This window comes from Saccharothrix sp. 6-C (genome assembly GCF_016695385.1).
Classification (GTDB): domain Bacteria; phylum Actinomycetota; class Actinomycetes; order Mycobacteriales; family Pseudonocardiaceae; genus Actinosynnema; species Actinosynnema texasense.
On sequence record NZ_CP064192.1, the window covers coordinates 1,453,730 to 1,476,815 of the forward strand.

Sequence of the window (23,086 nt, forward strand, 5' to 3'; positions counted from 1 at the left end):
TCGTCTTCCGCGGCCAGGGCATCTTCACCAGACGACGTCCTTGTCGGCCAGGGTCGGCGGCGGGGGCGGAGGCGGCGGCGGGGTGCCGATCAACTGGGTGCCCGCGGTCTGGCTGGCGGGCGCTGATGCCGACTTGAGCACGGTCGTGGACGCATACCTGATGAAGCGCACCAGGTCCTGCGGGTTCTTCGCCGTCAACGGCTCGATCTCGGGGTGTGCGATGAACTTGCGCAGCACCTCCTGGTCGGCGTCGTCGCCGATCGCGATGGCGATCCGCACCGCGCGCTTGCCCCACGGCTCGTCCAGCAGCGCGCGCAACCCGCTGTCGAAGTCGTCGGTGGGCTGGCCGTCGGACACCAGCACGATCACCGGTGGCAGCCCTCGTTCCGGCATGTTCCCGACGGAGAGCTCGGCCGCCATGCCCTTCAGCGCCGCCCCCATGTCGGTGATCCCGCTGACCGACACGTCGGTCCAGACGAAGTCGCCCAGCGCCACCGGTTTGGGAGTCATCCACTGGAAGCCGGTGCTGAACGTCATCGCCCGCACCTCTACCGCCGCGTGCGGGTTCTCGCTCGCCGAGGATTTCATGTCGTCCAGGGACTCGCGGATGGCGTGGTTCAGCTCGCCGATCTTCTGGCCGGCCATCGAGCCGGACACGTCGAGCATCCAGAAGAAGCGGAGTGGCCGATGGGAGACGCCCCCACCGGGAAGGTCGGAAACCATGTCGAACTCCTGTCCGGGGCGACGGCAGTCCCGTGAGGACGCCGGAGCCTGGTGTGATCGGTCTGAAGAATCGGTGGGATCAGCAGTTCACCGGGGGCGGTTCGGTCAACGGGCCGTGCGCGCCTTCGATCAGCGGGTAGACGTTCACCGTGATCGCACCGTCCGGCTCGCCCTCCTTGGGGTTGCCTCCCCAGAAGGCACGGCTGGCGACCACACTGCCGTCCTCGCGGTGCGAGAACCGGCCGAGACGGGGCAGGACCTCGGCGTTGAACGCGGCCGCGCTGACTTCGCCGGGATCCGCGTGGTCGGCGGTGCCGAACGTGAGCACGACGCCGGCCCGCCGACCGGCCAGGTCGGGCTGGGCCAACCGGGCCCACATCTGGTCCTCGACCGACTTCAGAGCGGCGTCGCGCTGCGGTGATGGCGACTTGTCCCTCAGCACCACGTCGGCGGTGACGAGGAAGCACACGTAGCCGCTGTCCACAGCCGGTGGGGCGGTGGACGTAGTCGTAGTGGGAGTGGTGGTCGAGGTGGTCGGCGCGGGCAGGCTCACCGCGCCACCCGTCTGGGTCGCCAGGAACACCACCACCAGCACCAGCAGCGTGTCGGCGAAGATCCACCCGACGACACCGACGAGGTTGCCGTCGGATCGACTCCCGCGGCGCTTCGAGCGCTTCACCCGGCCACCCGACCGTCGACCCGGCCCGACCCGGACCAAGGCCATCGGCGCCGTTTCGGCCCCGAGCCCTGCGACGAGGTGCTGCCGTTGTGCTCGGCGAGCCGGTTGAGCGACTCGACCAGCTCGCGACTCTGATCGAGGCTGCGCGCGAGCCCGTCGGACGCCGCCCGCAGGTCTGGTGCGATGGACTCGGGCGCCGCGCGGAACTCGTCCGCGGCTTCCCGCAAGGCCTGGGCCGCCTGCACCGCCGCCCCGTTGAACTGGCCCAGCGCCCCACCGACCTCGCCGGCGGCGGATCGCCGCTCGTCCAGTTCACGGTCGAGCGCGGTCAGGACGGCCTCTCGCAGTCGGTCCATCTGGACCGGCAGGGCTTGCACCGCGGCCTGCAGCGCCTCCTCGATCCGCCGGGCCTCGTCCACCGAGCGCTTGACGGCCTGCACGGTGGCGAGCGGGATGTCGACGAAGTAGCCCAGCTCCTGCGTGACGACCTCCTGCCGGGCGTAGATGTCGTCCAGTTTCCGACCCAGGTCGCGGACACCCGTCAAGACGTCCAGCACGCCTTGCTGGGCAGCGGGCAACTTCTCGTTCACCCCGCGCGACTCCTGCACCAACGACTGGACGTGGCCACCGAACTCGGCTGTCGTCGTTGTGAGCGTCGTGAGGTTGGCCCGGAGGTGATCTGAGCTGTCGGAGATGGCACCACTGCTGTCTGCCATGGTTCGCGCGGCACGCGCCAGCTCGGCGACGTCGACGCGCCCCCGGTCGAGCGAGGACGCCAGTTCCTCCCTGGCGTGTGCCAGCTCGGTGGCCGCGGCGCCGTGGGCCGCGGTCTCGGACCGCAACTCCTCGATCCGACCCGCGTAGACCTCGCGCAGGTCGCGGTTCAGGCCTTCGACTTGAGCCACCACCTGGTGCAGCGCGTCACGTGCGCCCGGCAGCCCGGTGGTCACGCCGGACAGGCCGGACACCAGCGAGCCGACCGCGGTGTCGACCTCTCGCACATGGGCGGTGAGCGCGGCCGTCGGGTCTTCCAGGTCCTTCACGCTCGCGGCGATCGTGGAGCCGGTGTGCGCGAGGTCGCCCGTGATGCGGGAGAGCTCGGCGATGTTGCCGCGGCCGGCGTCGACGAGCCCGATCATCTCGCGCTGGGTGGTGACGAGGTGGTCGAGCGTGTCCTGGTAGAGGGGGAGCAGCTTCTCCGTCTTCGCGGCCAGGCGGTCGATCGCGTCGCCACCGTCGAGGTGCACCGCGAGCCCTGCCTCGATCAGCAGGACCTGGAGGGCGTCGACCCTCGCCAGCCTGTCGTCCTCCTCAGCGGCTTCGGCCTTGCGTTGCAGCCACGTGCCCAGGAGGGAGAAGACGATGACGCCGAGGATCGCGCCGGAGTCCAGCAGGGCGACCACGTCGAGGGTGATCCAGGTGCGGTCACCGAACCCGCGGGTCCACATCTGGAGGAAGGACGCGTCGGCGAACTGGGCCTGCTCGGCGGCCGGCGCGTTGAGCAACGAGCGGTACGCCTGCACCGCGAAGTAGATGCCGCCCCAGGTGATCAGCAGCGGCAGGAACAACAGCAGGTTGCGGACCAGTTCGACGTGCCGGGCGAGTCGCGCGCCCGCGCCTGTGCCGTTGCCGGTGACGAGGTCGGCGTCGAAGAACGCCAACAGGTCGACCTTCCGCCACGGTGTCGTGTTCCCCGCGTCGAGGTCACCGGCCAGCCGGGTCAGCGCCGGGGCGCAGTTGCGGTAGGCGGGTCGACCGGCCAACTCCCTCAACTCGGCCGCGACCGCGCTCGTAGGCCTCACCCGAACCTCGCTCCCACTTGTCGGTGCAAACGGCACAGTGCCGGACTGCGACCTTCACCGCTATCGCGCGCACTTCGGCACCCGTTACTGACGGATCGCCGGGTGACAATCACCCTTTAGGGATCGTAACCGAAGAGGTGTGCCGCGCGAGAAGGGTTCCCATCTCCTGTCGCTGCCGCAATATTGCGGAACCGCAGGTAGCGCACCAGAAATGCGAGCAACGCTCGACCGGATCCTCTCCGTCGGCGGGGGTCGGAGGTGAGGTGCTATTGCCGTGACCGGTCGTGGCAGGTGAGGTGCGCTCGCTTGCACACGGAAGTTGTGTGTTGACGAAGCGGTGCTCAAGACGTCGGGCGGGACGGTCGGACGTGGCTCGACGAGCTGTTTCGTGCGATTTCAGTCCGTTTTCGTCAAACATGCGGTGTTGTGCTCGCCCGGCGGTGAAGATGATTCACTGCCGGGAGTCGGAGGCGTCCCCTGGCATCGGGAACTCCCGTGCCACGGCATTGCAGGTATGCGTCCGCCCGGCCGCGTCGGCGGCCACGCTCGGAATTTGTGAGACGTCGAACACCTCGGCGGGCCTTGACCACCGACACGATGAGGAACCAGGTCAGGGACGTGGCGTCGAATGCTTCACCGCCGCGGCCTCGCACCGGGGGACTGCCGCCTCCTTGCCCAGGCGGTGGTGGGCGGGCAGGGGGCGAACGCCTTACCTCTGACAAAAGCCATGCACCCGATGACAGCGGTGTGGTCCCCTATCGCCCGGTCGGGGACACCGTTGTGGGGGGTTTGGGATGAGTGAAGACAGATCGAAGGCACAGCCACCGGCGGCTGGGCCTTCGGAGGAAGTGGTAGTGCCAGGGCCTGTTGTGGAACCGGCACAGGCTGAGGGCGCGGTTGCGGGGCCGGCGGGGGAGTCCGGACCGGTGACCGAGGTTTCGGCCCACCCCGCCGTGGCGGCGAATCCGTGGGCGCGGCCGGACGGGCCGCAGGAGCAGGCCGTGTGGGTCGACCCGACGCCGACCGACCCGATCCCGCGGATCCTCCTGCCGTTGCCCGAGCCGAAGTCCACCGCGGCCGCCGTGCTGCTGAACCTGACCGGGGTCGGCGCCGGTTACTTCTACCTGCGCCGCCGGTGGCGGGCGTGGACGGCGGTCGTTCTCGCCGTCGTGCTCGTCGTGGTCGCCTTCGCCACCAACGCGTCGGCCGACCCGTGGTTGTGGCGGGGCCTGGCGGCGGTCTGGCTCGTGATCCTGGTGCTCGACGCGCGGCGGATCGCGGTGAAGCACCCGCCGGTCGCGAACCGCCGGCCCGTGGTGGTCGGGGCGGTCGCGGTGGTCGCCGTGGTGGGCGCGTACACCGGTTACGGCGTGCTGGGCCGCAGCGCCTACGACGACGGGCTCGCCGCTCAGGGGCGAGGTGACTGCGCGGTCGCGACCGACCGGTTCAAGGCGGTGACCGGGCCCTACGAGGTGACGCTCAGCTCGGACGTCGCCGCGGCGGATCGCGGCCTGGTCGAGTGCGCGGACTTCACCCGCGCGGCCGAGTCCGAGGACGGGGAAGTCGCGGTGCGGCGCTTCGTCCAGTTCCGCGACGACCACCCGGACAGCCCGCTGAAGCCGTTCGTCCACGACGAACTCGTCGAGACCTACACGACCTGGGCGCGCGGCCTGCGTGACGAAGGCCGGTTGGCCGACTCGATCAAGGTCTACCGCGACCTGCTCGCCGAGGACGAGTCGTTCGGCGACGAGGTCGCGGACGCCTACCTGCGGCTGGCGAAGAAGGTCACCTCCGAACCGCCCGTCAGCGCCGGCGCGGGCGCCACCGCGCTCGAGGCGATCGCCGACGAGTTCGCTGACACGCCGTCCGCCGAGGAGGTGCCCGCGGCGTTCGACGCGCTCTACGCGGCGGCCACCGCGCCGCTCGCCGCCGGCGTGCCGTGCCAGGCGGTGGACGTCCTCGCCTACTTCGCGGGTCTGACCAGCAAGGCCGCCACGAAGGTGGTGGGCCAGGCGAAGGAGCAGTACCCGAGCGCCATGCTCGACTGCGCGTTGAGCCAGCTGCGCGACGGCCAGGCGTCGACCTCGCTCACCACCCTCGACCGGTTCACCAGGACCTTCCCGGACCACGGCGGCCTGCCGCAGGCCCAGTCGGCGCGGATCGCCGCCCAGGTGGCCATCGGCACCGACGCGCAGGTGCAGGTGCCCGCGCCCCTCGGCACGGGCGGCCCGATCACGATCACCTTCTACAACACCGTCAACAGCTCGATCACCATCAAGCTGGCGGGCTCCACCGCGCACGAGTTCACCCTGCCGCCGTGCACGACCTGCCCGGAGTCCCACGCGCCCGGCACCGGTGCGGACGCCTGCGACTCGCCCGCCGGGCGGCCCCTGTTCGCCGTCGGCCTGGGTGAGGGCACCCACCACCTGCTCGCCGAGTTCGAGCTCAGCGGGGAGCTGGTCAAGCAGTTCGACGCCACCGCCGGCGGGCCCGACCTGTACTGCCTGTACGTGGAGCGGAAGAACTGATCCGGGGCACACCGCCGGACCCGGCGACAGGGTCCGGCGGTGTGCCTCCGGGTGGGGATGAGCTCAGGTCCGCGGAAGGCTCGGCCGGCGCCGTCCCGGCGGTGTCTGATCGAAGCTCGTGATCAGCGGGCCTGCGACGCGTTCGGGCATCAGGGTGACCGCGCGCCCGACTCGGATCAGCGCCACTGCACGCCGTAGCAGTACCCGGTGAAGAGGTCCCGGAACTCGACGTGGACCTCGTGCGCGCGGTTCATGGTGAGCAATTCTCCCGGAACGCCGTCCTGCACCGCGCTGTGCGGGTCGCCGTCGTGCTTCCACACCAGACTGGGCAGCCGAGCCGGGTCGAATCGGACGCGGAGCACGAAATGCCGGTACTTCCGTAAGGGCACGCACACGTACCGCGGTGCCATCGACTGACCCGGGGGAATGCGCGCGATCATTTCGTACATGTGGCGTTCACCGCGAACCAGAGGTTTGGAGAGTTCGACAACGGCGCTGACGTGGGTGCTCGACCGGCGGTCGTTGCCGATCAGCGTGCCACCGTGCACGACTTCCCAATCGAGGCTGTTGGGCGACTGGCTCCCGTTCCCCGACCGAGGTACGTCCGCGGAAATCGTGATCTGCTCCAGTTCGGGTGCGGTGACCACGATGGTGCTGCGTTCGATCGCTTCCGGCGTGGCGACGTCGAAGCGCAGCGTCACGTCGAACGTGTCGACGTACCATCCCGCGCTGCTGCGGCCGTCGTCGGGACCGAGTCGTTCGCCGGCGGCGGCTTCCGCGACGAGTCGGTAGGCGTGGTTCATCCACCGCCGCACGGTGCGGAGGTCCACGTGGAGTTCGGCGGAGAGCCCCTCCAAGCGCTGCTGGAGGTTGCGTTCGCGGTCGGACGTCAGGTTGAGGGAGACGCGGGTGACCCGCTGTTCACGGGTGGGTAGGCCGACGACCAGTTCCTCCAAGTAGTCGACCAACCGTGCACGGAGGGTTGCGGCGTCGTCGAGGGGAGCTGCGAACAGTGCTCGGAATTCGGGGTCGATCCGCTCGTCCAGATCGCTTTCGAGCAATCCTCGCCCCTTCCGGAGCGTCTCCAGCGTCTTCAGCACGATCGGCTTCACGTCCGGCACGAACATTCCCTGCCATCTCGAATAGGTCCCGCAGTGGCGACTTCGGGTGTGACAGCGTATGACATCCGTTCTGTCATGTCTTGACCCATGACGGGCACACCGTGTTCTGCCACCACCTGTAGGAACACATGCAGAGCCCAGTGGTGATCGACCGGCGTGCAGTCGAACCGGAGCACCGTCTGGTCAGGAGCGGGTGACGTTCACATCGCTCCACTGCTTCCGCAGTGATGTCACGTGTGCGTCCAGCTCCGCGGCGGCGTCTACCCGGACCCGGCGCTGTTGCCGGTACAGGAGTTCGACGGTCACCGCGGCGAGCCCCAGCGTGATGGCGACGAGCTGCCATGCGCCGCGTGCGAGGCCGACGGTCGCGGCCACCCAAGCCAGGTAACCGGTGCTCTGCACCGGGTGGTCCGCCAAGGCCCATCGAGCACGGCTTCGCCTGGCGTCGCTTCTGAGGCGGTCGACGCCTTCCGCCAGTGATCCGAGGGCGTAGGCGCAGCGCACGCGGACCCGCGTCGGCAATCGCCTGTGGTTGCCGCGGTGCTCGGCCAGCTGTGCCTCCAGAAGCGCCACTTCCCGCCGCAACGCCACCGGCCGCACCGGCGTGGAGAGCTGTTGCGGCCACAGGCGAACCCGCTGCTCCTCCCTCCGAACGCCATCCTGTCGCGCCGACACCACCATGATCGTGAATGCGATCACTCCCACGCCCAGGGTGACCGCAGTCACCGGGAGCGGCGAAGACACCGCGATCAGCGCACCGAGCGCCACCATCCCGGAGATCCCGATCGGCAACCCCGCTCTGATCAAGTAGGGCTCCGCCGGCATCAGGTGGAGGTCGGCCTCGACCCGCGACGTTCCCCGGGCGACCGCGTACATCACACCGGTCAGGACCGCGACCACGACGAGGCACAGCACTGACGCCGCCAACAGCCGGTACGGCTCGAGCGGCGACAGTGCGAGCCCGAGGACCAGGGCCGCCAGACCTGACAGCGACGCGGAAAGCACCGCCCGGATCGTGGGTTGTGAGGATCTCGCGCGTTCCGGCGGCGCGGGCTCGAACCTCTCCGGCACCACGGTGACCAGTTCTTCGACCAAGGCGTCGACGTCGGACTCGGAGCGCACCGAGCGGTACTGTCGTTGCGACAACCAGCGCAACTCGGGCGGGAACTCCTGCTCGCCGGGGAACTCGGCACCGTCGACGAGCACGGGGTAGACCGGGATGTCGCGCCTCTTGGCGAGTTGCAGCTCTTCCACCAGCCAGTTGCGCGCCGCTTTGTGGACGTTCAAGTCCCGCAACCAGGTGGGGTGGACGATCGCGACGACGGCGTTGGCATCCTGCAGTCGGTTCTCCAGGTCGAACGTGTACTCGGTACCCAGGTCGATGGAGAACTCGTCCAAGAACACCCTTCCCAGGCCGAAGACGTTCTGCAGCGCCTTGTGGAGCGCCTGCACGGTCTTCTTGTGCTCGCCTGAGCGGTAGTTGAGGAAGATGCCGCCGCTCGTGCCTCCGGGGACGTCGGACATCAGGCTCCCATCCTCACGCCGGGTCGCGCCACGGGGTCGACGCGCACCACGGACGGTACCGCCGGCCAGGATCGGCTCGCCGGCACCACAGGACGGTCCCACCACGTGCGAACCGGGCACGACGCGACAACTCCACGTCCCACGGCCCGCGGCTTCTGCCCTGTCCCCGATGCCTCGAACGGCCCCATAATGCAAGGGTGGAGCTGGAGGTCGACTTCGATACGGGCTGCTCCGGTCGACCAGGGCTCTCGGTGCGATCGTCGGGGTCAGGCCGGCAGCCGTCCCACCTCGCCCCGGCGGACAAGATCACGGCCGCGGCGCGCGAAGCCGACCTGATCGAGTGCGCGGATCCCGACACCCCCGCCCTGTTCATCGCTCTGAACAAGCGACTCGGCTTCGAGATCGCCATCACCACCGAAGGTGACTGACTTGGACCGTCGGGGAATCTTCCTCAACTACCGGCAGAACCGCTACGCGTCACCCGAGCGCGACGACCTGGAGAAGGTCCCGCACGCCCAACTCGTAGAGGCGATCGCGGACCGCCTGCGCAGGCACTTCGGCGCGCACGTCGTCTTCTTGGACACGGAGCTCCGGACCGGTGCGCACTACCCGTCCGAACTGCGGCGCAAACTGCGCGAGAGCGAGGTGTTGGTCGCCGTCCTCCACCCCGGCTGGACCGACGACCTGACGGACCGGCGGATGCGGTTGAGACCCGACGAGTACGACTGGGTGCACCAGGAGATCGGCATCGCCCTGCGCGAGGGCATCCACGTGTTCCCGTTGCTCATCGGCGAAGCGGAGCTGCCGCCGAGGAACCGGTTGCCCGAGGACATCAGGGACATGAGCTTCGCGCAGGCGCGGTGGATCCGGTTCGGGTCCTGGGAGCAGGATCTCCGGTTGCTGATCCAGGCGCTGGAACACCACGTCAGGGCCGCGGCGGTGCCTGAGATGAAGGTACCCGCCGAACCGGCGCTTCGACCGAGGTGGGAATTCGCTGCGGCTTTCCTGCTCGGCGTGCTGCTTCCGGTGGGGATGACCTGGTTGTTGCAGGACGATCCGTGGGAACGCGCGGTGTTCCTCACCGCGTTGACGATCGTCGTGCTGCTGATGATGGTCCTTTGGGCCGGTGGTCTGTTCCTGCTGTACCGGATACGCCGGTGGTTGGACACCGTGGACGAGGCGGCGGCCAAGATCGCCCACGACCAGAAGAGCGCGGTGATCATCGGTTCGACCGTCGCCGGGTTCGCCGTCGCGTTCCTGTTCACCGACAACACGTTCGACAGCCAGACGCGCATCCTGCTCCTCGCCGCGATCGTCGCCATCGCCATCACCTCGGGCGCGAAGTGGATCTTGCGGTTCCGCACGCCGCAGGACTGGCCGAAGTCGGAGCTGCCCGCCTCCACCACGAACGTCCGAGCGGAGCTGGACCTGGTCGCCAAGCACATCTCCGGCCACGAGCCGTTGCTGACCCGACTCCAGCGTGACCAGGCGATGTTCTCGTTGCGGCAGATCGAGGAGACGACCGCGGTGCTGGAGCGCCTGGCCGCGCGCGGACGGTGGGAGTGGCTGCGGTCCGCCGTGCCCTGGGGCTGGGCGAACGCGCTGCTGATCGGAGCCGTCTGGGGGGCAGCGGTCGGATCGGTGGTGAACTACCTGGTCGGTGGTGGGACGGCGTGGTGGGCGCCGCCGCTCGGGCTGCTCGCCTGTGTCACAGCAGCCGCATCCCTGTGGGGTTGCACCGAGTTCGCGTTCCTGCGTCAGCGCTGGCAGCGGTCGGTGGTGGTACGAGCCGTGCCGGCACGACTCGCCGAACTGACGGAGCGACTCGCCACCTCCAGCATCGCACCGTCCGGGGAACGACAAAGCGACGTCCGCACTGCTGCTGACGGTGGCGTGCGGCACGGCGACGGTCACCTCGACGGCGCTCAAGCCCTCGGCTTCTCCGACGAGGACGCAGACCACCACGGTCCTGCCCACGGGCGCTCCGGCGGTGCCCGACCTGGTCGGGATGCGACCGGCACAGGCGGAGGAGCGCTCGGCGGACACGGATCACCTGGCCGAAGTTGAGGACGTGCTCCCGCGAACCGATCCGTCCCTCGCGAGTCGGACGGGCGACCCGGGCCTAGGGCCAGGCCGACGAGGCCCGTTGCCGAGAAGGCCTGCGGTTGCAAGGTCAAGGGCTCCGCAGGTAACGGCCGCCGACGATCGACGGGGAGATCTACGGGCGGCGCCACGCGGTCGAGTGCGGTATGAGCTCGGCCAAGCAGCACGGGGGTGGCCGTCCGCCACGCCACCTCGCCGCCCGTCACCAGACAGACCACCGTCACGGTCACCGTCATCGGCATCTGGCTACGCCACAGCTGGAACACGGCTCGGTGGTGCCGATCCGGGAGTGCGGGGTCGCGTCAACGTCCTCGGATGTGCTCGCGGAGGAACACGAGAGGGCCGACAGTCCGCTGCCATTCGGTGAGCTCGGCTGCCAGCCACCCGGCGTCACGCCGCTTGACCAAGCGGTCCAAGGTGATGCAGGCCGCGGCCACGGCCGAAGCCACCAGGGCGATCACCCCGGTCGACAGCAGCAAGCGTGCGGGATCGGTGTGCATCGCAGCTGCGGTCACCATCAGGCTGATGACGCCCACTGCCCAGGCGGCGAAGACGAGCGGGTAGTTGCTGTGCTCCGCCGTGAGCCAGGACCTCCACGGGCAGTCCCGCCTGGCGAGCAGTGCCACCTTGGCCTCTGCCAGGTCCAGGTAGACCTGTGCCGCCTGTTCCTGGTGAAGTCGGGAGCGCGGCGGCCGCCAGTCCGGCCAGGTGGTCAGGCGCTCCCGCAGGCGGATCGCGGTGCGGCGGATCTGATGGCGTTCCGCGGACGGCTGCGGTGGCCACTCCTCGTCGTGGTCGGTATATCGGCGCAGCAGTTGGTGACTCCAGAAGACGACGCACACGGCGATCGCCAGGACGAGGGAGAATCGCCAGTACGCACCCTTTCGGACAAAATCCACCAGCACGCTCGTCAGCATTACGCCGAGCAGCCCCAGGGTGATCCAAGTCTTGCGGATGTACTGCCGGTAGGGCATTGAGTTGAGGCGGACCTCCAGTCGGTGGACCGGCTTGAGGGCCAGGGTCAGGGCGGTCAGCACCATCAGATACGCGATCATGGCGAAGAGTGACATGAGCGCCATCATGGCGAATTCTTCCGCACCTCCGTCGACGAGCAGCGGTGGCGCGAACGGCAGGACGAGGGCGCATGCCCACAGGTGGGCGGTGCGGAGCCACCACGCCCGGTGACGGGCCTCCTCGCGTGGCCGCGGGGGAAGGTCCGGTGCGATCCAGCGCTCCAGGTTCAGGACGAGTCGGTCCATGTCCTCGGCCAGGTGGGCCGCTCGCAGGCGGGCACCCTGCAGCAAGGCGAACGCTCGGATGTCCTCGGGCAAGGCCCCCTGCGTCGGGGTGTCGACGTCCTCCAGGTACACCGGCACCACCTCCGTGGCGTCGGACAGCGCTTGCGCGATCTCCCGCCGCACCCAGTCGGGGTCGCGGCGGCCGAACTCGTCCGCCCACCCCTGGTGGACGACGGCCACCAGCACGTCGGCGTCCGCCAAGCGCGCGCGCAATTCGTCCGGGTAATGACTGCCCGAGTTCATCCGGTGATCCACGAAAACACGATCACGGCCGAAGTGCATGCTGAGTCGTTCGGCGAGAGCGGCGACCGCGACGGAATGCGGACCGTGCCGGTAGTTGATGAATATTCCACTCAAGTCTTTCTCCATGAATGCCAACCAGAGGTGCGCCCGGTGGGTGCAACTCTGATTCCAGGGCGTCGGAGAGCTTGTCCGACGCCGTCTCGTTCATTATGTTCTGGTTGTGGTCGACGACATCGAATCAGTGCTCGCCGGGATCAATTCCGAACTCGCCGGGCTGCACGCGCAGAGCAAGTTCCTCAACGAGGTGATCGACCGCCTGCACGCGGAGAACGAGAGGCTGCGCAACGCCGAGGCGCAGCGTGGCCTCCAGCCCGCGCTGCGTGAGTTGGTCAAGCTGGCCGATGACTGGCGCAGTCGGCGGGCCGCGCTCGAGGTGGACGGTGGTGCGGACCTCGTCCGGCTGTGTGACGAGATCGTCGAGGACGTGACCCTGGTGTTGGAGCGCCAAGGCGTCGACGAGTTCCACGCCGAGGTCGGCGCCGAGTTCGACCGCCACGAGCAGCGGTCGGTCGGCACCCGACCAACGGACACGCCCGACCTCGACGGCCGCATCGCCGAAGTCCGCCGCCCGGGGTACCGGGTGGACACGAAGGTGGTCCGGTTCGCGGAGGTCGTCGTCTCCAAGTTCACACCACCACCGGCGCCGTGACCCACAGCGCCAGCATCCACAGCGCGAACAGCGTCGTGACGAGCACGGCCGTCACCAGCAGCGCCATCGACACCTTGCGCCCGGTGGCGACCGAGGCGGGCACCTGACCGGTCATGTCGGTTCCTTCCGGTTGAGCAGCCACCTCAGTGGGGCAGCCGGGTCGTCGTTGACGGCGGCCCCACGCTCGGCCACCTCGATGGCGTCCTGGTAGCTGACCGCGAAGCACGACACGGTGGCGAAGTGGTTGTCCAACGAGGTGATCAGGTCCCGCTGGCCGACCTCCGCCAACCAGGTGCGGACGACCCGGTCGCGGTCTTCGCGTCCCACGCGTCCCAACCCGCTGTACGGGTGGGTCGTCCCGGAGGGGTCGAGGAGCCCGTCGCACTTGGTCAGCACCACGGCCACCGGGATGGTCATCCGGTTCCCCCGGCGGGAGAACCCCCTTTCGACCAACGCCTCGACGAACCGCTCCAGCACGTCCTTGGGCGCGGTGTTGGACGCGCTCACCTTGCCCAGCACCGAGCGGTCGGTCTCGGACCGCACCTGGCGCAGCGAGAAGGGGTCGACGATGAACACCACACCTTTGGTGAACTCCAGGAACTGGGCGTCGGCCATGTGGTCGACGCTCTCGACGTGCTCGCCTGCGGGGTCGTAGAGGTAGAGCAGTCGTCGAGCCCGACCCGAGCCGACGAACACGTTGTAGGCACGGGGTTTCACGGTCGCCGTCTTGAGCGCACGACTGGGATCTTGGAGTACTCCCAGCTCGACGTTGCGCTCGAAGGAGTCCTTCGCCCGAGGGTCGGCGAACTCGAAGTCCTCGTCGGTCAGCATCAGCCGTGAGACCGCGCTGTGCATGAAAACCGACTTGCCCGCCTTGGGGCCCGCGATCACCGGGATGTGCGCTGTCGGTGCGGACAGCCCTTTCGCGGGCAGCTCGTACCGGCACCGGCCGCACTGGGCGCTCAACCTGGTCTTGCCCAGCGCGAGCAGGGTGGGCAGGGTGTTGTGGCACCGGCAGGTCCGCCGCAGCACACCTGCCAGTCCCGGCACCAGCTTCCGGTGCGCCGCGCCGCACCCCGGACAGCGATAGATCGGACGCGTCACCCGCTCGTGGCACGACGGGCACTCGACGGTGATGCCGCGCAGGAACAGCAGGCCGAACTCCACCAGCCGTGAGCCACCCGCAGTGAGCAGCGCGCCGATCACCAGTGCCACCAACAGCACCAGAAACACCGCGGACGCGGTCCCCACGAACGCGATGGCGGAGAACGCGCCACCGACCAGTCCCACCGTCGCCGCGAGCGCGATCGGCACCGCCAGGAGCGCGGGTGTCGTGGTCCGCTCCCGCCACTGCCACACGCGGCCCACCAGCGGCACTGGTAGGACGCGCGTCCCATCGTCCGGACCCTTCGCCACGATCTTGGCCCACACCTGCTGGAACGTGGTGGTGAGCACCTTCCGGTAGTCGCGGAGCACGGGGCCCGCGTAGTAACTGCGGAACGCCGGGTCCGGTCCCTTCTCGGACTCGTCGGGAGGCTCGATCCGCAGGTGTGCGATCGGTCCGCCGGGTGCGAACCCGGCGATGGCGGCAGTCACGTACTCGACCAAGCCGATGACGAAGGCGATCAGCGCTCCGACGAGCATGGTGAACCCCAACACGTAGGGCCCTACCGAGCACAGCGCCAAGAGCAGGATGAGCAGTAACGGAAGCGGCACGTCACACCTCTCTGCGACGGAAGAACGACAGCGGCCCGCGGCGCTCGTGCCGTCCCCGCCAGCTCTGCCACCAACGGTTCCAGTTCGGCTTGGGTGTGGACACGTCCAGCATGTCCGCCATCGGCTTGAGCTCCGCACCGATCTTGTCCAGGTGCTTGCGCCGGCGCCTGAGCAGGGCTTGGGCCAGTGTTTCCTCGATGAGGGAGTCACGGGTGGACCGGCCGGCCAGGCCACGCCACGCGGCGATCACCGCCGCGACCTGACGAGGCTGGGCGCCGGCCAGGTACTCGCGCGCGGCGTCCCGGTACGCGGGCAGGAACACTGCCGCGTGTGCTCCGAGGGCCGCATCGAGCAGGTCCCGGTGAAGGCGGTTGTCCGCACGAAGCACGAACGCCGCCGCGGCGGCGATCAGCCTGCGTCCGAGCTCCCTGTCCGCAGAACCCGCGGCTTCGAGGGCGGACAGCACGACCTGGACACTGCCGCCACCGGGGGTGGAGCCCTGGAAGTACGCGATCCTCCTGGCCGCGTCGAGCCCGGCGCGGTCGGTCCGCTCGAGCTGTACCGCGATCGGGGAGTTGAGCAGTTCGTCGACGAGTTTGGCGTCCTTGGCGCCCAAGCCGTCGCGGCTCGCCAGGTCGAGGGCACGAGCGACGATCCGCATGCCGAGCCCGCTGTCGATGACGACGCTCGCCGGCATCTGGCGCAGCAGCCGGACCGCCTCGTCGGGTGACGGGTCCTGCGGCCACAGCAGCGAACCGAACCGGCGCCAGTCGACCGCGTGACGGCGGTACGGGTCCGTCACCACCTGCACCGGGTCCCGATCACCGCTCCGGACGAGCACGAGGTCCACGAGCAGCTTCACCCGTTCGGATGCTCCTGCCTCGAGCGCCCGCGCCACCTCCGACGGCAACTTGGCGGCCAACCGGGCGGTTTCGTCCTGGTTGGCGAGCTTGAGCTCCAGCACGCGGGCCAGTGCGCCGAGGAGAGGGCGCTGTTCGCACAGGCGCTGCACGACCGAGTCGGGTGGCGAAGCGCGCAACGAGGGCAGGACGACGTTCTCCGCGATGTCGTCCAGGTCTGCCTGTGACAGCTCCGGCAACCACAACCGGTCCTGGCTGCCCAGTGCCGCGATGAAGTAGGTGCCGAACAGCTTCGCGGGCACCGGCTCACCCCGCTGCCGTGCGGTGCGCAGCACCTCCGACCAGGCCACGACGTCCGCCGGGCCTCCGGCGTCCTGCACCGCGTCCCCGATCCGCTGCCAGACGTGCGCGGGCAGGCCACCCGATAGCCGGCCCACGACGAGCCGAACGGCCGCCAGCAGCATCTCCTCGTCCGGCTGCGTGCCCACCGGCAAGTCGTCCGACATCTCGAGCAGTACCGCGAACGTGTCCAACTCGGCCACCGTGAGACGCGGTTCCACCTGGTTCGCGAAGGCCAGGGCGGAGGCCACCGCGCCGCGTTCCCAGAGCTGACCGATGGCTGACGCGTACCGTGTCCCGTTGGGGTCGCGCCGTAGCCGGGTGGTCAGGTCGATCGTGGTGAAATCACCGTAGGCGGGCAGCCGGACATCGGGCGTCGTGCAGCTGAGCAGCGCGCCGGACTCCTCTGGCCGCGCCGTGTAGGTGGTGAACGAGATGTCCAGGCACAACGGGTGCGGGAAGGACCGGCAGGCGGCGGCGACCCACAGCGCGGCAGTCCGGTCGTCCGGCACCACCAGAACCAACCGACCACGTCTGCCGGTGAGTGCGCGCTGGATCCCGCTGATCACCTGCTCCAGCCCGTCGGTGCCACCCGGGGCGGTGACGAACCGCCGCGTGTTCACCTCATTCGCCTCGTCGCCCGGCGTGAGCGACGTCAGCTCGGGCAAAGCGCTGCCGTTGATCCTGGAGTTCACCCAAGCCCGACTGCGCCACAGGTCGATCGGCAGCACGTCAACCAGTTCGCGCTCCACGTCGTCGAACAGCAGGGCGTGCGCGAAGTAGTTGCCCATCCGGCCGGTGAAGTCCGCGCCCGTGTACTGGCTCTGGAACACCGCCGCACCGCGACCCGTCGCCGCGTAGCCGAACGCGACGGGGAAGCCGCTGAGGTCGTGCTCGTGCAGCCGACCCACCAGACCGGGACCGGGTTCGTAAGCGCTGGCCCGGACAGCGAGCTCCACCAGCGGTCGCGGCGTGCCGGGCGTCATCGCGCTGACCTGGAAACCCTGGATGCCTTCCAGGCCGTCCTCGCACGAGGTGTAGTGCAGTTGGCGTACCGCCATCACTTCCCCCTGGACCTGATCGCCCCGAACCGGGCCAACAACCACAACATGGGGTCCTCCAAGCGATAGGGGTGCACACCGGCGGGCGCCAGCCGGGTGCCGCTGACCGGCGCGGCGCCGAGCGCGGACAGCCCGAAGTACCGGTAGGTCCGGAACGAGTTGGCGACTGTGCGGTCGAACGCCGGGTCGTACCATCGGTCGAGCCAGCTGCGGATCTCCTCGTGGACATCGCGGCCGTCGTGCTCGTCGTAGACGCCGTCGTGGCGGGACGGCCTGCGCAGCGGCGACTCCGGCCCGAACGTGTCGCGCAGCAAGTCGACTTTGGTGAGCGCGATCGCGAGCGGTGTGCGGAGCAGCTTGGCAGGGGCGCCGTGGCCGCGTTCGCGCAGCAGCTCGCCCAAGCGGTTCACGACGTGGAGCTGCTCGGTGAAGCCGGTCTTGGCGGTGGTTCCGATCATCTCCCTCACCCTGGGCATCTGCACCGGGTCGAGGAGCAGGACGATCCCCTCGGCCGCGTGCAGGTAACTGATCAGCTGGTCCATCGCCTGCGCGCGGGCCACGTCCTCACCGGCGGTGTCGTAGAAGACCGTCACCACCGGCGCCACGCGCGCCGGGCCGATCCGGCGCTGCTGTGGGAATCGGAGGCTGAACATCAGCGGCTCCGGGGTGGTCCGCAGCGCGGTGGGCGTCGGGTTGACCGGACGACCCTCGTCGAACAGCGGCGTGGCGAAGTCGCGTGCGTAGCGCACCCTGGACGCCTCGCCCAGCAGGTCGAGCGACATGCCGGTGAACCGCGCGCTGACGTCGCCGCGCTGGAACTCGTGCACCAGCACGCCGACCCAGGTGCTCTTGCCGGAGTCCGACGAACCGATGACCGCGATGTTGCGTCCGCCGCTGTCGATGTACTCCCGCAGAAGATCCTTCCCGCACTCCGGGCACACCCGACGGCCTTGGGGCAGGTTGCCGTGGGGGCAGCGGCCCTTCTTCAGGTCGCGCTCCGCGAACCTGGTGGCCTGGTCGCCACAGCGCTCACCACAGCTCATCCGGAGGTCGGCGCGCTTGTGCGTGGTCCAGCAGTAGGGACACTTCGTAGTCGCCATCATGTTCCTCGCACGATCAGGTCGTCGGGTCGCGACGGGACGAGCACGACGTGCTCGTCGAGCGAGAACGCCCGCAGGTGCACCGGTCTGCGCAGGGTCCGAGGCACCTCGAACTCCCCGTCGTGCGCCGCTTCACCGCCTTCCACCCGCAGGAGCACTTCGCCGTCGTCGGCGCTCATCGGCCGGACACCCGACTTCGCCACCACGACGAGGTCCGGTTGGTCGCCCTCCACCGACAGGACGCGTCGGCGCGAGAACAGGTGGGCGCGGCGGATCGAGTAGTGGGTGGTGCCGGTGGCGACCTCCCGGCCGAGGGTGAGCGGACCGAAGCTCGGCACACCGTCGACCGAGTGCGAGGTGCACACCCCGAACCAGTAGTCACCCGCCGGCACCGGGACGGACACACCCCGGCTGTCGTAGTCGACCCTGGTGACGTCCCTGACCGACGCTTGGGGGTCGGTCGGTCCGACCGGCTTGACCGTCCGCCGCCACACCACGCGCGCCGCACTGGCGCCTTCGGGCCACTCCCACGTGAGCCGCACCGTCGAGCCCAGCCGGTCGAGCCGCAGCGCGGTCACCGGTCTGCGTCGCGCGTCCAGCTCGAACGGCGTGCCGATGGCGGCGAGGTCGCCGAGCACCGTGATGGGCACGAACGTGCGCTGCTTGCCGGGCGCGGAGGCCCGCCCCCGCAACGTTCCGCGCCCGCTCAGATCGGCACGCACGGGCACGCCGTGCCGGCGGGCCCGCCCCGCGGACACGACCCTGGGCTCGGGAGGGTCCTCGCCGGCCCTCAGCTCCAACAGTTCGACGTCGCCACGCCGCGGCGGGGTCCACCTCGCCACCAGGTCCTCCCCGTCGAACTCGGCGACGAGGTCGACCACCGCGACCGGCACCTCCTGGCAGGTCGCGGTCAACCGCACGCCGGCGCTGAGCGCGGTCGCGCCGTCGGGCAGCCGATAGCGCGCCCGGACCAGGTACTGGTAGGACTCGCCGGGTCGCACGTCGTGATCGGAGAACGAGGTCGGGTAGACGTCCCGGACTTCCCCGTCGGAGCGGGTGACCAGCACACCGATGGCGCCGTCGGGCAGCCGCCAGCGGCCGGAGACGGAGTCCGCGTCGCCGTGCGCCTCCGCGTCCAGCACATCGCCGAGCACGGTGACGGGCGTGGTGTGCGCGGCGTGCGACGACGGGTTGCCGTCCCGCAGGGTGTGCACCTGGTAGACCAGAGGTGTGCCGTTCGGCGGGTCCGGGTCGACTACCTCGCCCGCTGTGGTGCTCTCGCTCAGCACGGTGCCGTCCCGGCTCACGCGGTAGGCGATGCGTCCGGCCGTCGCACTGCTCGGCCGCCACGTCACGACGACCCGACTTCCGCGCACCACTGCCGTCGCGGACGGTGGCGCCGCCGGACGGCACCGCTCCAGCGCGGTGTCGATCCGGTCGTCGACCAACGACTCGCGAAGGCGGTGGTAGCCGGCTACGGCCGCCTCGACATCGGTCTGCTCCGCGGCACGGCACCGTTCGAGTTCCGAGTCCAGCTCGGCCAGCCGTTGCTCCAGCTCCGCGCGCCGACGCGGCCACTCACCGGGTAGTCCCGGCTGCTGTTCGAGGACCGCCAGCGCGGCCCGCAGTCGCAGGTCGTGCACGGCGCGCTGGTAGTTCTCCTGCCAGCTCGGTTCCGCCGATGCGGAGAACCGGCGCTCGCACCACACCGCGTACGCCACTGAGAGCGGGTCCGAACCGATGCCCAGCGCCCGCAACCGGTCGGCCGCCGCTTCGGCGGCGTCCACGGCTTCGGCGTACCCGTAGGCCGCACGGTCCGCCAGGTAGCCGAGGACTTCGTGGCGGAGCACGTCCCCGAGGCTGCCCTGCTCCAGCCACCCCTGGATCAGGCGCAGGAGCGTGGTCTCCGCGGCACTGTCGGAGGACCGCGAGACGCGGAGCTTCCCGCGCCGCTGTGCGAGGTGGTGCTCGGTCGTGGTCGGGCCACCGAGACCCGCGAGGTAGTCCCACAGTGAGTCGTGCCGCAGCTGTGCCAAGTGGCCGCGGGTGTCGGCCCACCGGCCGGGTTCGGCCGGACGCGGGAGCTCCGCGGGTTCCCGCTCGTCGCCTCCACACTGCCGCAGCGCGGCCAGGACGGCGCTGCGGGGCAGCTTCAGCGTCCGAGCCTGGGCGTCGACCTCGGTCGGGGGGAGCCCGGGCGCGCCGTCCAACCGCGATCGGAGGGTGGTCGCGAGCTTGCCCCGCGCCGCCTCGACGCGGGATCGGTGCGCGGTGCGCCGAGCCGGGTCGAGCAGCGTCTCGGACACCGCCGCGTGCTGCCCGCGCAGGATCTCCAGAGCACGGCGGAAGGCCCGGTACTGCTGCTTGGTGAACTGCTTGCCGACTTCGGCCACCGCGGTTCCGATCGTGTCCCGATCGGTCACCTCGACGGGTAACAGGTAAACGCGGAACAGGTCCTCGTCCGGCCGCCAGCCGTCCTGCACCGGCTTGAGCACCTCGTCGACGAACCTGGCCTCGTCGAACCGCCAGGTGGTCACCGCTGGATCGCGGGCAGCGGCGCCCGCTTGACCTCCTCGGGCACCATGCCGCTGATCTTCGCCTCCAGCTTGATCTCCTGACCGTCGGCAGCGGTCGCGGTGATGTGCAGGATGCCGTCGGCCTCCAGGTTGAACGAGATCTCCAGGGGCTGGCCCGCCGGTCCCGGCGGCAGGTTGCGCAACGTGCCCTCGACCAGCTCGAGGTTGTCCGGGAGTTCGTCGCTCAGCACGTCGGTGGTCGACTCGTAGACCGAGACGTCCACCTCCCGCTGCCGGTCGTGCACGGTGCGGAAGGTGTCCCGCGGGCGTGCCGGGATCTCGTCGTTCGGCTTGATCAGCCAGGCCACCACCAGGTCGCTGTCGGACTTGCGGCTGTCGCGAACGACCGCGACGCCGTAACCCTTGGACGTCACGTTGACGATGTTGGGGAGGGCGTTGCCGCCCGGCAGTCCGCGGGCCGGCGACTCGACACCGTCGGTCTCGGCGACGCTGTTGGCCGCGAACAGCGCCGCGCCCTTCGCGACGATCTGGTCCGGATCGGTGAGCTGCGGGATCGGCAGGTCGGGGAACTCCGCCCGCAACCGATCCTTGATCGCGGGGGAGTGGGACATGCCGCCGACGAGCAGGAACTCGTCGATGTGGGCGACTTCCTTCGCCGCGGCGTGCCGGAGCACGTCCCGGGTGAAGTCGAGGGTCTTGCCGATGAGGTCGGCGGTCGCCTCCTCGTACTCCGCCCGAGTGATCTCGATCTTGGCGCGTCGACCGTCGGCGATCACCGTGGTGCCGTAGGTGTCGCGTCGGCTGAGGGCCTTCTTGGCCTCCTCGGCCAGCAGCTCGATGGACCCCGCCGCGTCGAGGTCGGTGCGCGGGTCGGAACCCGGGTACTGCTCGGTGAACTTGTCGCACACCAGGTCGACCAGCCGCGCGTCCCAGTCGGCGCCACCGAGCTGGTGGTCGCCGCCCGTGGCCACGACCCTGATCTCGGTCGGCGAGACCTTGATGATCGTGACGTCGAACGTGCCGCCGCCGAGGTCGTAGACGAGCACGCTGCGCTCGTCGCCCTCGGACATCAGCCCGTACGCGATCGCCGCCGCCGTCGGCTCGTTGATGATGTTGACCACCTGGAGGCCGGCCATCTCGCCGGCGTCCCTGGTGGCCTGGCGCTCGGCGGCGCCGAAGTAGGCGGGCACGGTGATCACGACGTCGGCGAGCGTGCCGTCCGCCGGTGCTTCGAGGCCCAGCACGTTCAGCGCGTCCTCGACGATCTGTCGCAGGATGATCGCGGACACCTGCTGGGGGTACAGCTCGCGGTCGTCGATCTCGACCGTGTACCCCTCCACGCCCATGTGGCGCTTGATGAGCGAGATGACCCTGCCCGGCTCGCTCTTCAGCTCGTTCTTCGCGAACTTGCCCACCGTGACGTTCCCGCTGTGCTCGAAGAACACCACGGACGGCGTGGTCAGGTCGCCTTCCTGGTTGGGCAGTACGGACACCCGGTGGTTCTCGTCGAGAGAGGCGACGCAGGAGTAGGTCGTTCCCAGGTCGATGCCGAGAACAGGACGACGGGTCATGGATTGTTGTCCTTCTTGGTGGGTGGTTTCCGGTCGAGGAAGTCGAGGGGCATGGACCGCCGTGCCGGCGGCGTCGGGTCGTCACCGCCTTCGCCGGGCTCACTGCTCCGGCCTGTTCCGCCTCCGCTGTGGGGTGCGTCCACGCCCTTGCCGCTGTCGCGCAACCTCTGGGCGAGGTGAGCGTGGTCGATGGCGGACGGGGCATCGGCCTTGGTCGGTCTCACCGGTTCGTCCACCCGGACCGGGACGCGCCTCCTGCGGTACAGCAGGAAGGCGAGCAGGCCGATCGCCACCACGACGGCGAGGGCAGCGAGCAGCGCGTTCCGCCAGGGGAACACCGCCGGTTCGGGCTTGGCCAGGGCGTCGAACGGGACGCCGCAGGCGCTCGCCATGATGTCGTACAGGCGGCGCAGCAGGCTGGACTGCTCTCCGATGAAGTAATCCTGCTCCGCCTGCGGCCCGGTGACGGCGGCGAGGTTGCCGTCCGCGCCGGTTGCCAGGTCGATGCCGACCGCGACCACCCGGGTGCCCGCGCTCTTGAGGCGGTCCGCGGTGGCGACGGCAGCGGCCAGCGGGGTGTCCGGGCCGTCCTGCGCCGGGTCGCCGTACGCGGTCGGCACCCCGTCGGTGACCAGCACGACGAGGTCGAGGTCGTGCGCCGCGGCCGCGGCGAGCGCGGCCTCCCAGTTCGTCGCACTGCCGGTGCCCTCGCCGACTTCGAGGAGGTCGACGTCGTCCTTGAGTTGTCTCCTGCTGTCGTCGTCCGAAACGTCCACGTCCGACCGGACGGTCCGTGCGACCGTGCCGAATCCGATGATCGTGACCTTCGAGGGCTTGTCGCGCAGTGCGTCGACGACGTTCCGGGTTGCTTGTCGCACTTCGCCGAATCGGCCCGACATGGAGCCGGACTGGTCGATCAGGAGGCCGACCGCCAACGGGCACCGCGCCGGCCAGGGAGGGTTCGGCACGGCCTGTTCCGCCGTCGCCGGAGGCGCGACGAGCGCGACGGCCAGGAGCGCCGCGGAAACTCGGCCGAGCATGCTGCTTCCCCACTTCGACTGGCGCTCGCGCTGATCGCCGCAGCGCGGCGGGCAATGGCCCGGACTGCCGGGATAATGATTACCACAGTTCGATGGTCGTTGGCCGGACGTTCCGATTTTGTCCAACCGCAA

Annotated in this window: 17 protein-coding genes; 4 read left to right on the top strand and 13 right to left on the bottom strand. The window is 69.7% G+C overall.

The annotated features are described in order from the left end of the window. Positions 1–24: 24 nt before the first annotated feature. The 3 genes from IOD16_RS06775 to IOD16_RS06785 all read right to left on the bottom strand — a co-directional run bounded on the left by IOD16_RS06775 (position 25) and on the right by IOD16_RS06785 (position 3,204). Positions 25–723: a vWA domain-containing protein gene (locus tag IOD16_RS06775; protein WP_201439329.1), complete on the bottom strand. Its 699-nt coding sequence runs from the start codon at positions 721–723 to the stop codon at positions 25–27. Between the two features lie 79 nt (positions 724–802). After that, a complete protein-coding gene (locus IOD16_RS06780) occupies positions 803–1,402 on the bottom strand; it encodes a hypothetical protein (RefSeq protein WP_201439330.1) in 600 nt (199 codons plus the stop codon). After that, the gene (locus IOD16_RS06785) at positions 1,399–3,204 is read right to left on the bottom strand and encodes a hypothetical protein (RefSeq protein ID WP_201439331.1); all 1,806 of its coding nucleotides are present in this window, start codon (positions 3,202–3,204) and stop codon (positions 1,399–1,401) included. The genes IOD16_RS06780 and IOD16_RS06785 overlap by 4 nt, the downstream gene beginning before the upstream one ends. Positions 3,205–4,130: 926 nt before the next feature. On the opposite strand from IOD16_RS06785, the gene IOD16_RS06790 reads away from it, so the two are divergent. Further along, a complete protein-coding gene (locus IOD16_RS06790) occupies positions 4,131–5,732 on the top strand; it encodes a tetratricopeptide repeat protein (protein WP_201439332.1) in 1,602 nt (533 codons plus the stop codon). Between the two features lie 176 nt (positions 5,733–5,908). Here the strand turns inward: IOD16_RS06790 and IOD16_RS06795 are convergent, their stop codons facing one another. Then, on the bottom strand, positions 5,909–6,859 hold the full coding sequence (locus IOD16_RS06795) for a hypothetical protein (protein WP_236594791.1): 951 nt from the start codon (positions 6,857–6,859) through the stop codon (positions 5,909–5,911). 177 nt (positions 6,860–7,036) lie between these two features. Continuing rightward, entirely contained in the window at positions 7,037–8,377 is a 1,341-nt protein-coding gene (locus tag IOD16_RS06800) for a toll/interleukin-1 receptor domain-containing protein (protein ID WP_201439334.1), read from the bottom strand. Between the two features lie 197 nt (positions 8,378–8,574). Here IOD16_RS06800 and IOD16_RS06805 point away from each other — a divergent pair, with 197 nt between their 5' ends. Together IOD16_RS06805 and IOD16_RS06810 are read left to right on the top strand one after the other, a co-directional pair. Further along, complete coding sequence (locus IOD16_RS06805; protein ID WP_201439335.1) at positions 8,575–8,805, top strand: hypothetical protein; 231 nt, start codon at positions 8,575–8,577, stop codon at positions 8,803–8,805. A 1-nt stretch (position 8,806) separates the two neighbouring features. Further along, positions 8,807–10,444 carry a TIR domain-containing protein gene (locus tag IOD16_RS06810; RefSeq protein ID WP_201439336.1) on the top strand — a complete coding sequence of 546 codons (1,638 nt, stop codon included), beginning with the start codon at positions 8,807–8,809 and terminating at the stop codon, positions 10,442–10,444. A gap of 338 nt (positions 10,445–10,782) precedes the next feature. Here IOD16_RS06810 and IOD16_RS06815 read toward each other — a convergent pair whose 3' ends face one another. Beyond that, positions 10,783–12,147, bottom strand: coding sequence for a TIR domain-containing protein (locus IOD16_RS06815; RefSeq protein ID WP_201439337.1), 1,365 nt, complete (start codon positions 12,145–12,147; stop codon positions 10,783–10,785). Between the two features lie 94 nt (positions 12,148–12,241). Here IOD16_RS06815 and IOD16_RS06820 point away from each other — a divergent pair, with 94 nt between their 5' ends. Beyond that, the gene (locus IOD16_RS06820) at positions 12,242–12,730 is read left to right on the top strand and encodes a nucleotide exchange factor GrpE (protein ID WP_201439338.1); all 489 of its coding nucleotides are present in this window, start codon (positions 12,242–12,244) and stop codon (positions 12,728–12,730) included. Here the strand turns inward: IOD16_RS06820 and IOD16_RS06825 are convergent. From IOD16_RS06825 to IOD16_RS06855, 7 genes are read right to left on the bottom strand one after another with little or no spacing between them, the layout of a single operon-like run. Then, positions 12,708–12,845, bottom strand: a complete 138-nt coding sequence (locus tag IOD16_RS06825; protein ID WP_201439339.1) for a hypothetical protein — start codon at positions 12,843–12,845, stop codon at positions 12,708–12,710. The genes IOD16_RS06820 and IOD16_RS06825 overlap by 23 nt on opposite strands. Then, positions 12,842–14,446 (bottom strand): TRAFAC clade GTPase domain-containing protein, encoded by a 1,605-nt coding sequence (locus IOD16_RS06830; RefSeq protein ID WP_201439340.1) that lies wholly within the window; start codon positions 14,444–14,446, stop codon positions 12,842–12,844. Before IOD16_RS06830 ends, IOD16_RS06825 begins: the two co-directional genes overlap by 4 nt. Position 14,447: 1 nt before the next feature. Next, positions 14,448–16,706, bottom strand: coding sequence for a GAP1-N2 domain-containing protein (locus IOD16_RS06835; protein ID WP_201439341.1), 2,259 nt, complete (start codon positions 16,704–16,706; stop codon positions 14,448–14,450). Beyond that, entirely contained in the window at positions 16,706–17,806 is a 1,101-nt protein-coding gene (locus IOD16_RS06840; RefSeq protein WP_201439342.1) for a TRAFAC clade GTPase domain-containing protein, read from the bottom strand. The genes IOD16_RS06835 and IOD16_RS06840 overlap by 1 nt, the downstream gene beginning before the upstream one ends. After that, positions 17,806–20,343 carry a hypothetical protein gene (locus IOD16_RS06845; protein WP_201439343.1) on the bottom strand — a complete coding sequence of 846 codons (2,538 nt, stop codon included), beginning with the start codon at positions 20,341–20,343 and terminating at the stop codon, positions 17,806–17,808. The genes IOD16_RS06840 and IOD16_RS06845 overlap by 1 nt, the downstream gene beginning before the upstream one ends. After that, a complete protein-coding gene (locus IOD16_RS06850) occupies positions 20,340–21,914 on the bottom strand; it encodes an Hsp70 family protein (RefSeq protein ID WP_201439344.1) in 1,575 nt (524 codons plus the stop codon). Before IOD16_RS06850 ends, IOD16_RS06845 begins: the two co-directional genes overlap by 4 nt. Then, positions 21,911–23,080: a vWA domain-containing protein gene (locus IOD16_RS06855; protein WP_201439345.1), complete on the bottom strand. Its 1,170-nt coding sequence runs from the start codon at positions 23,078–23,080 to the stop codon at positions 21,911–21,913. The genes IOD16_RS06850 and IOD16_RS06855 overlap by 4 nt, the downstream gene beginning before the upstream one ends. Positions 23,081–23,086: the final 6 nt, after the last annotated feature.

What these genes read in the sequence shown, in the direction of transcription:
- IOD16_RS06775 (WP_201439329.1), bottom strand. Translation starts at nt 723, where the DNA reads ATGGTTTCCGACCTTCCCGGTGGGGGCGTCTCCCATCGGCCACTCCGC.
- IOD16_RS06800 (WP_201439334.1), bottom strand. Translation starts at nt 8,377, where the DNA reads ATGTCCGACGTCCCCGGAGGCACGAGCGGCGGCATCTTCCTCAACTAC.
- IOD16_RS06835 (WP_201439341.1), bottom strand. Translation starts at nt 16,706, where the DNA reads ATGGCGGTACGCCAACTGCACTACACCTCGTGCGAGGACGGCCTGGAA.
- IOD16_RS06850 (WP_201439344.1), bottom strand. Translation starts at nt 21,914, where the DNA reads ATGACCCGTCGTCCTGTTCTCGGCATCGACCTGGGAACGACCTACTCC.
- IOD16_RS06840 (WP_201439342.1), bottom strand. Translation starts at nt 17,806, where the DNA reads ATGGCGACTACGAAGTGTCCCTACTGCTGGACCACGCACAAGCGCGCC.
- IOD16_RS06795 (WP_236594791.1), bottom strand. Translation starts at nt 6,859, where the DNA reads ATGTTCGTGCCGGACGTGAAGCCGATCGTGCTGAAGACGCTGGAGACG.
- IOD16_RS06825 (WP_201439339.1), bottom strand. Translation starts at nt 12,845, where the DNA reads ATGACCGGTCAGGTGCCCGCCTCGGTCGCCACCGGGCGCAAGGTGTCG.
- IOD16_RS06815 (WP_201439337.1), bottom strand. Translation starts at nt 12,147, where the DNA reads ATGGAGAAAGACTTGAGTGGAATATTCATCAACTACCGGCACGGTCCG.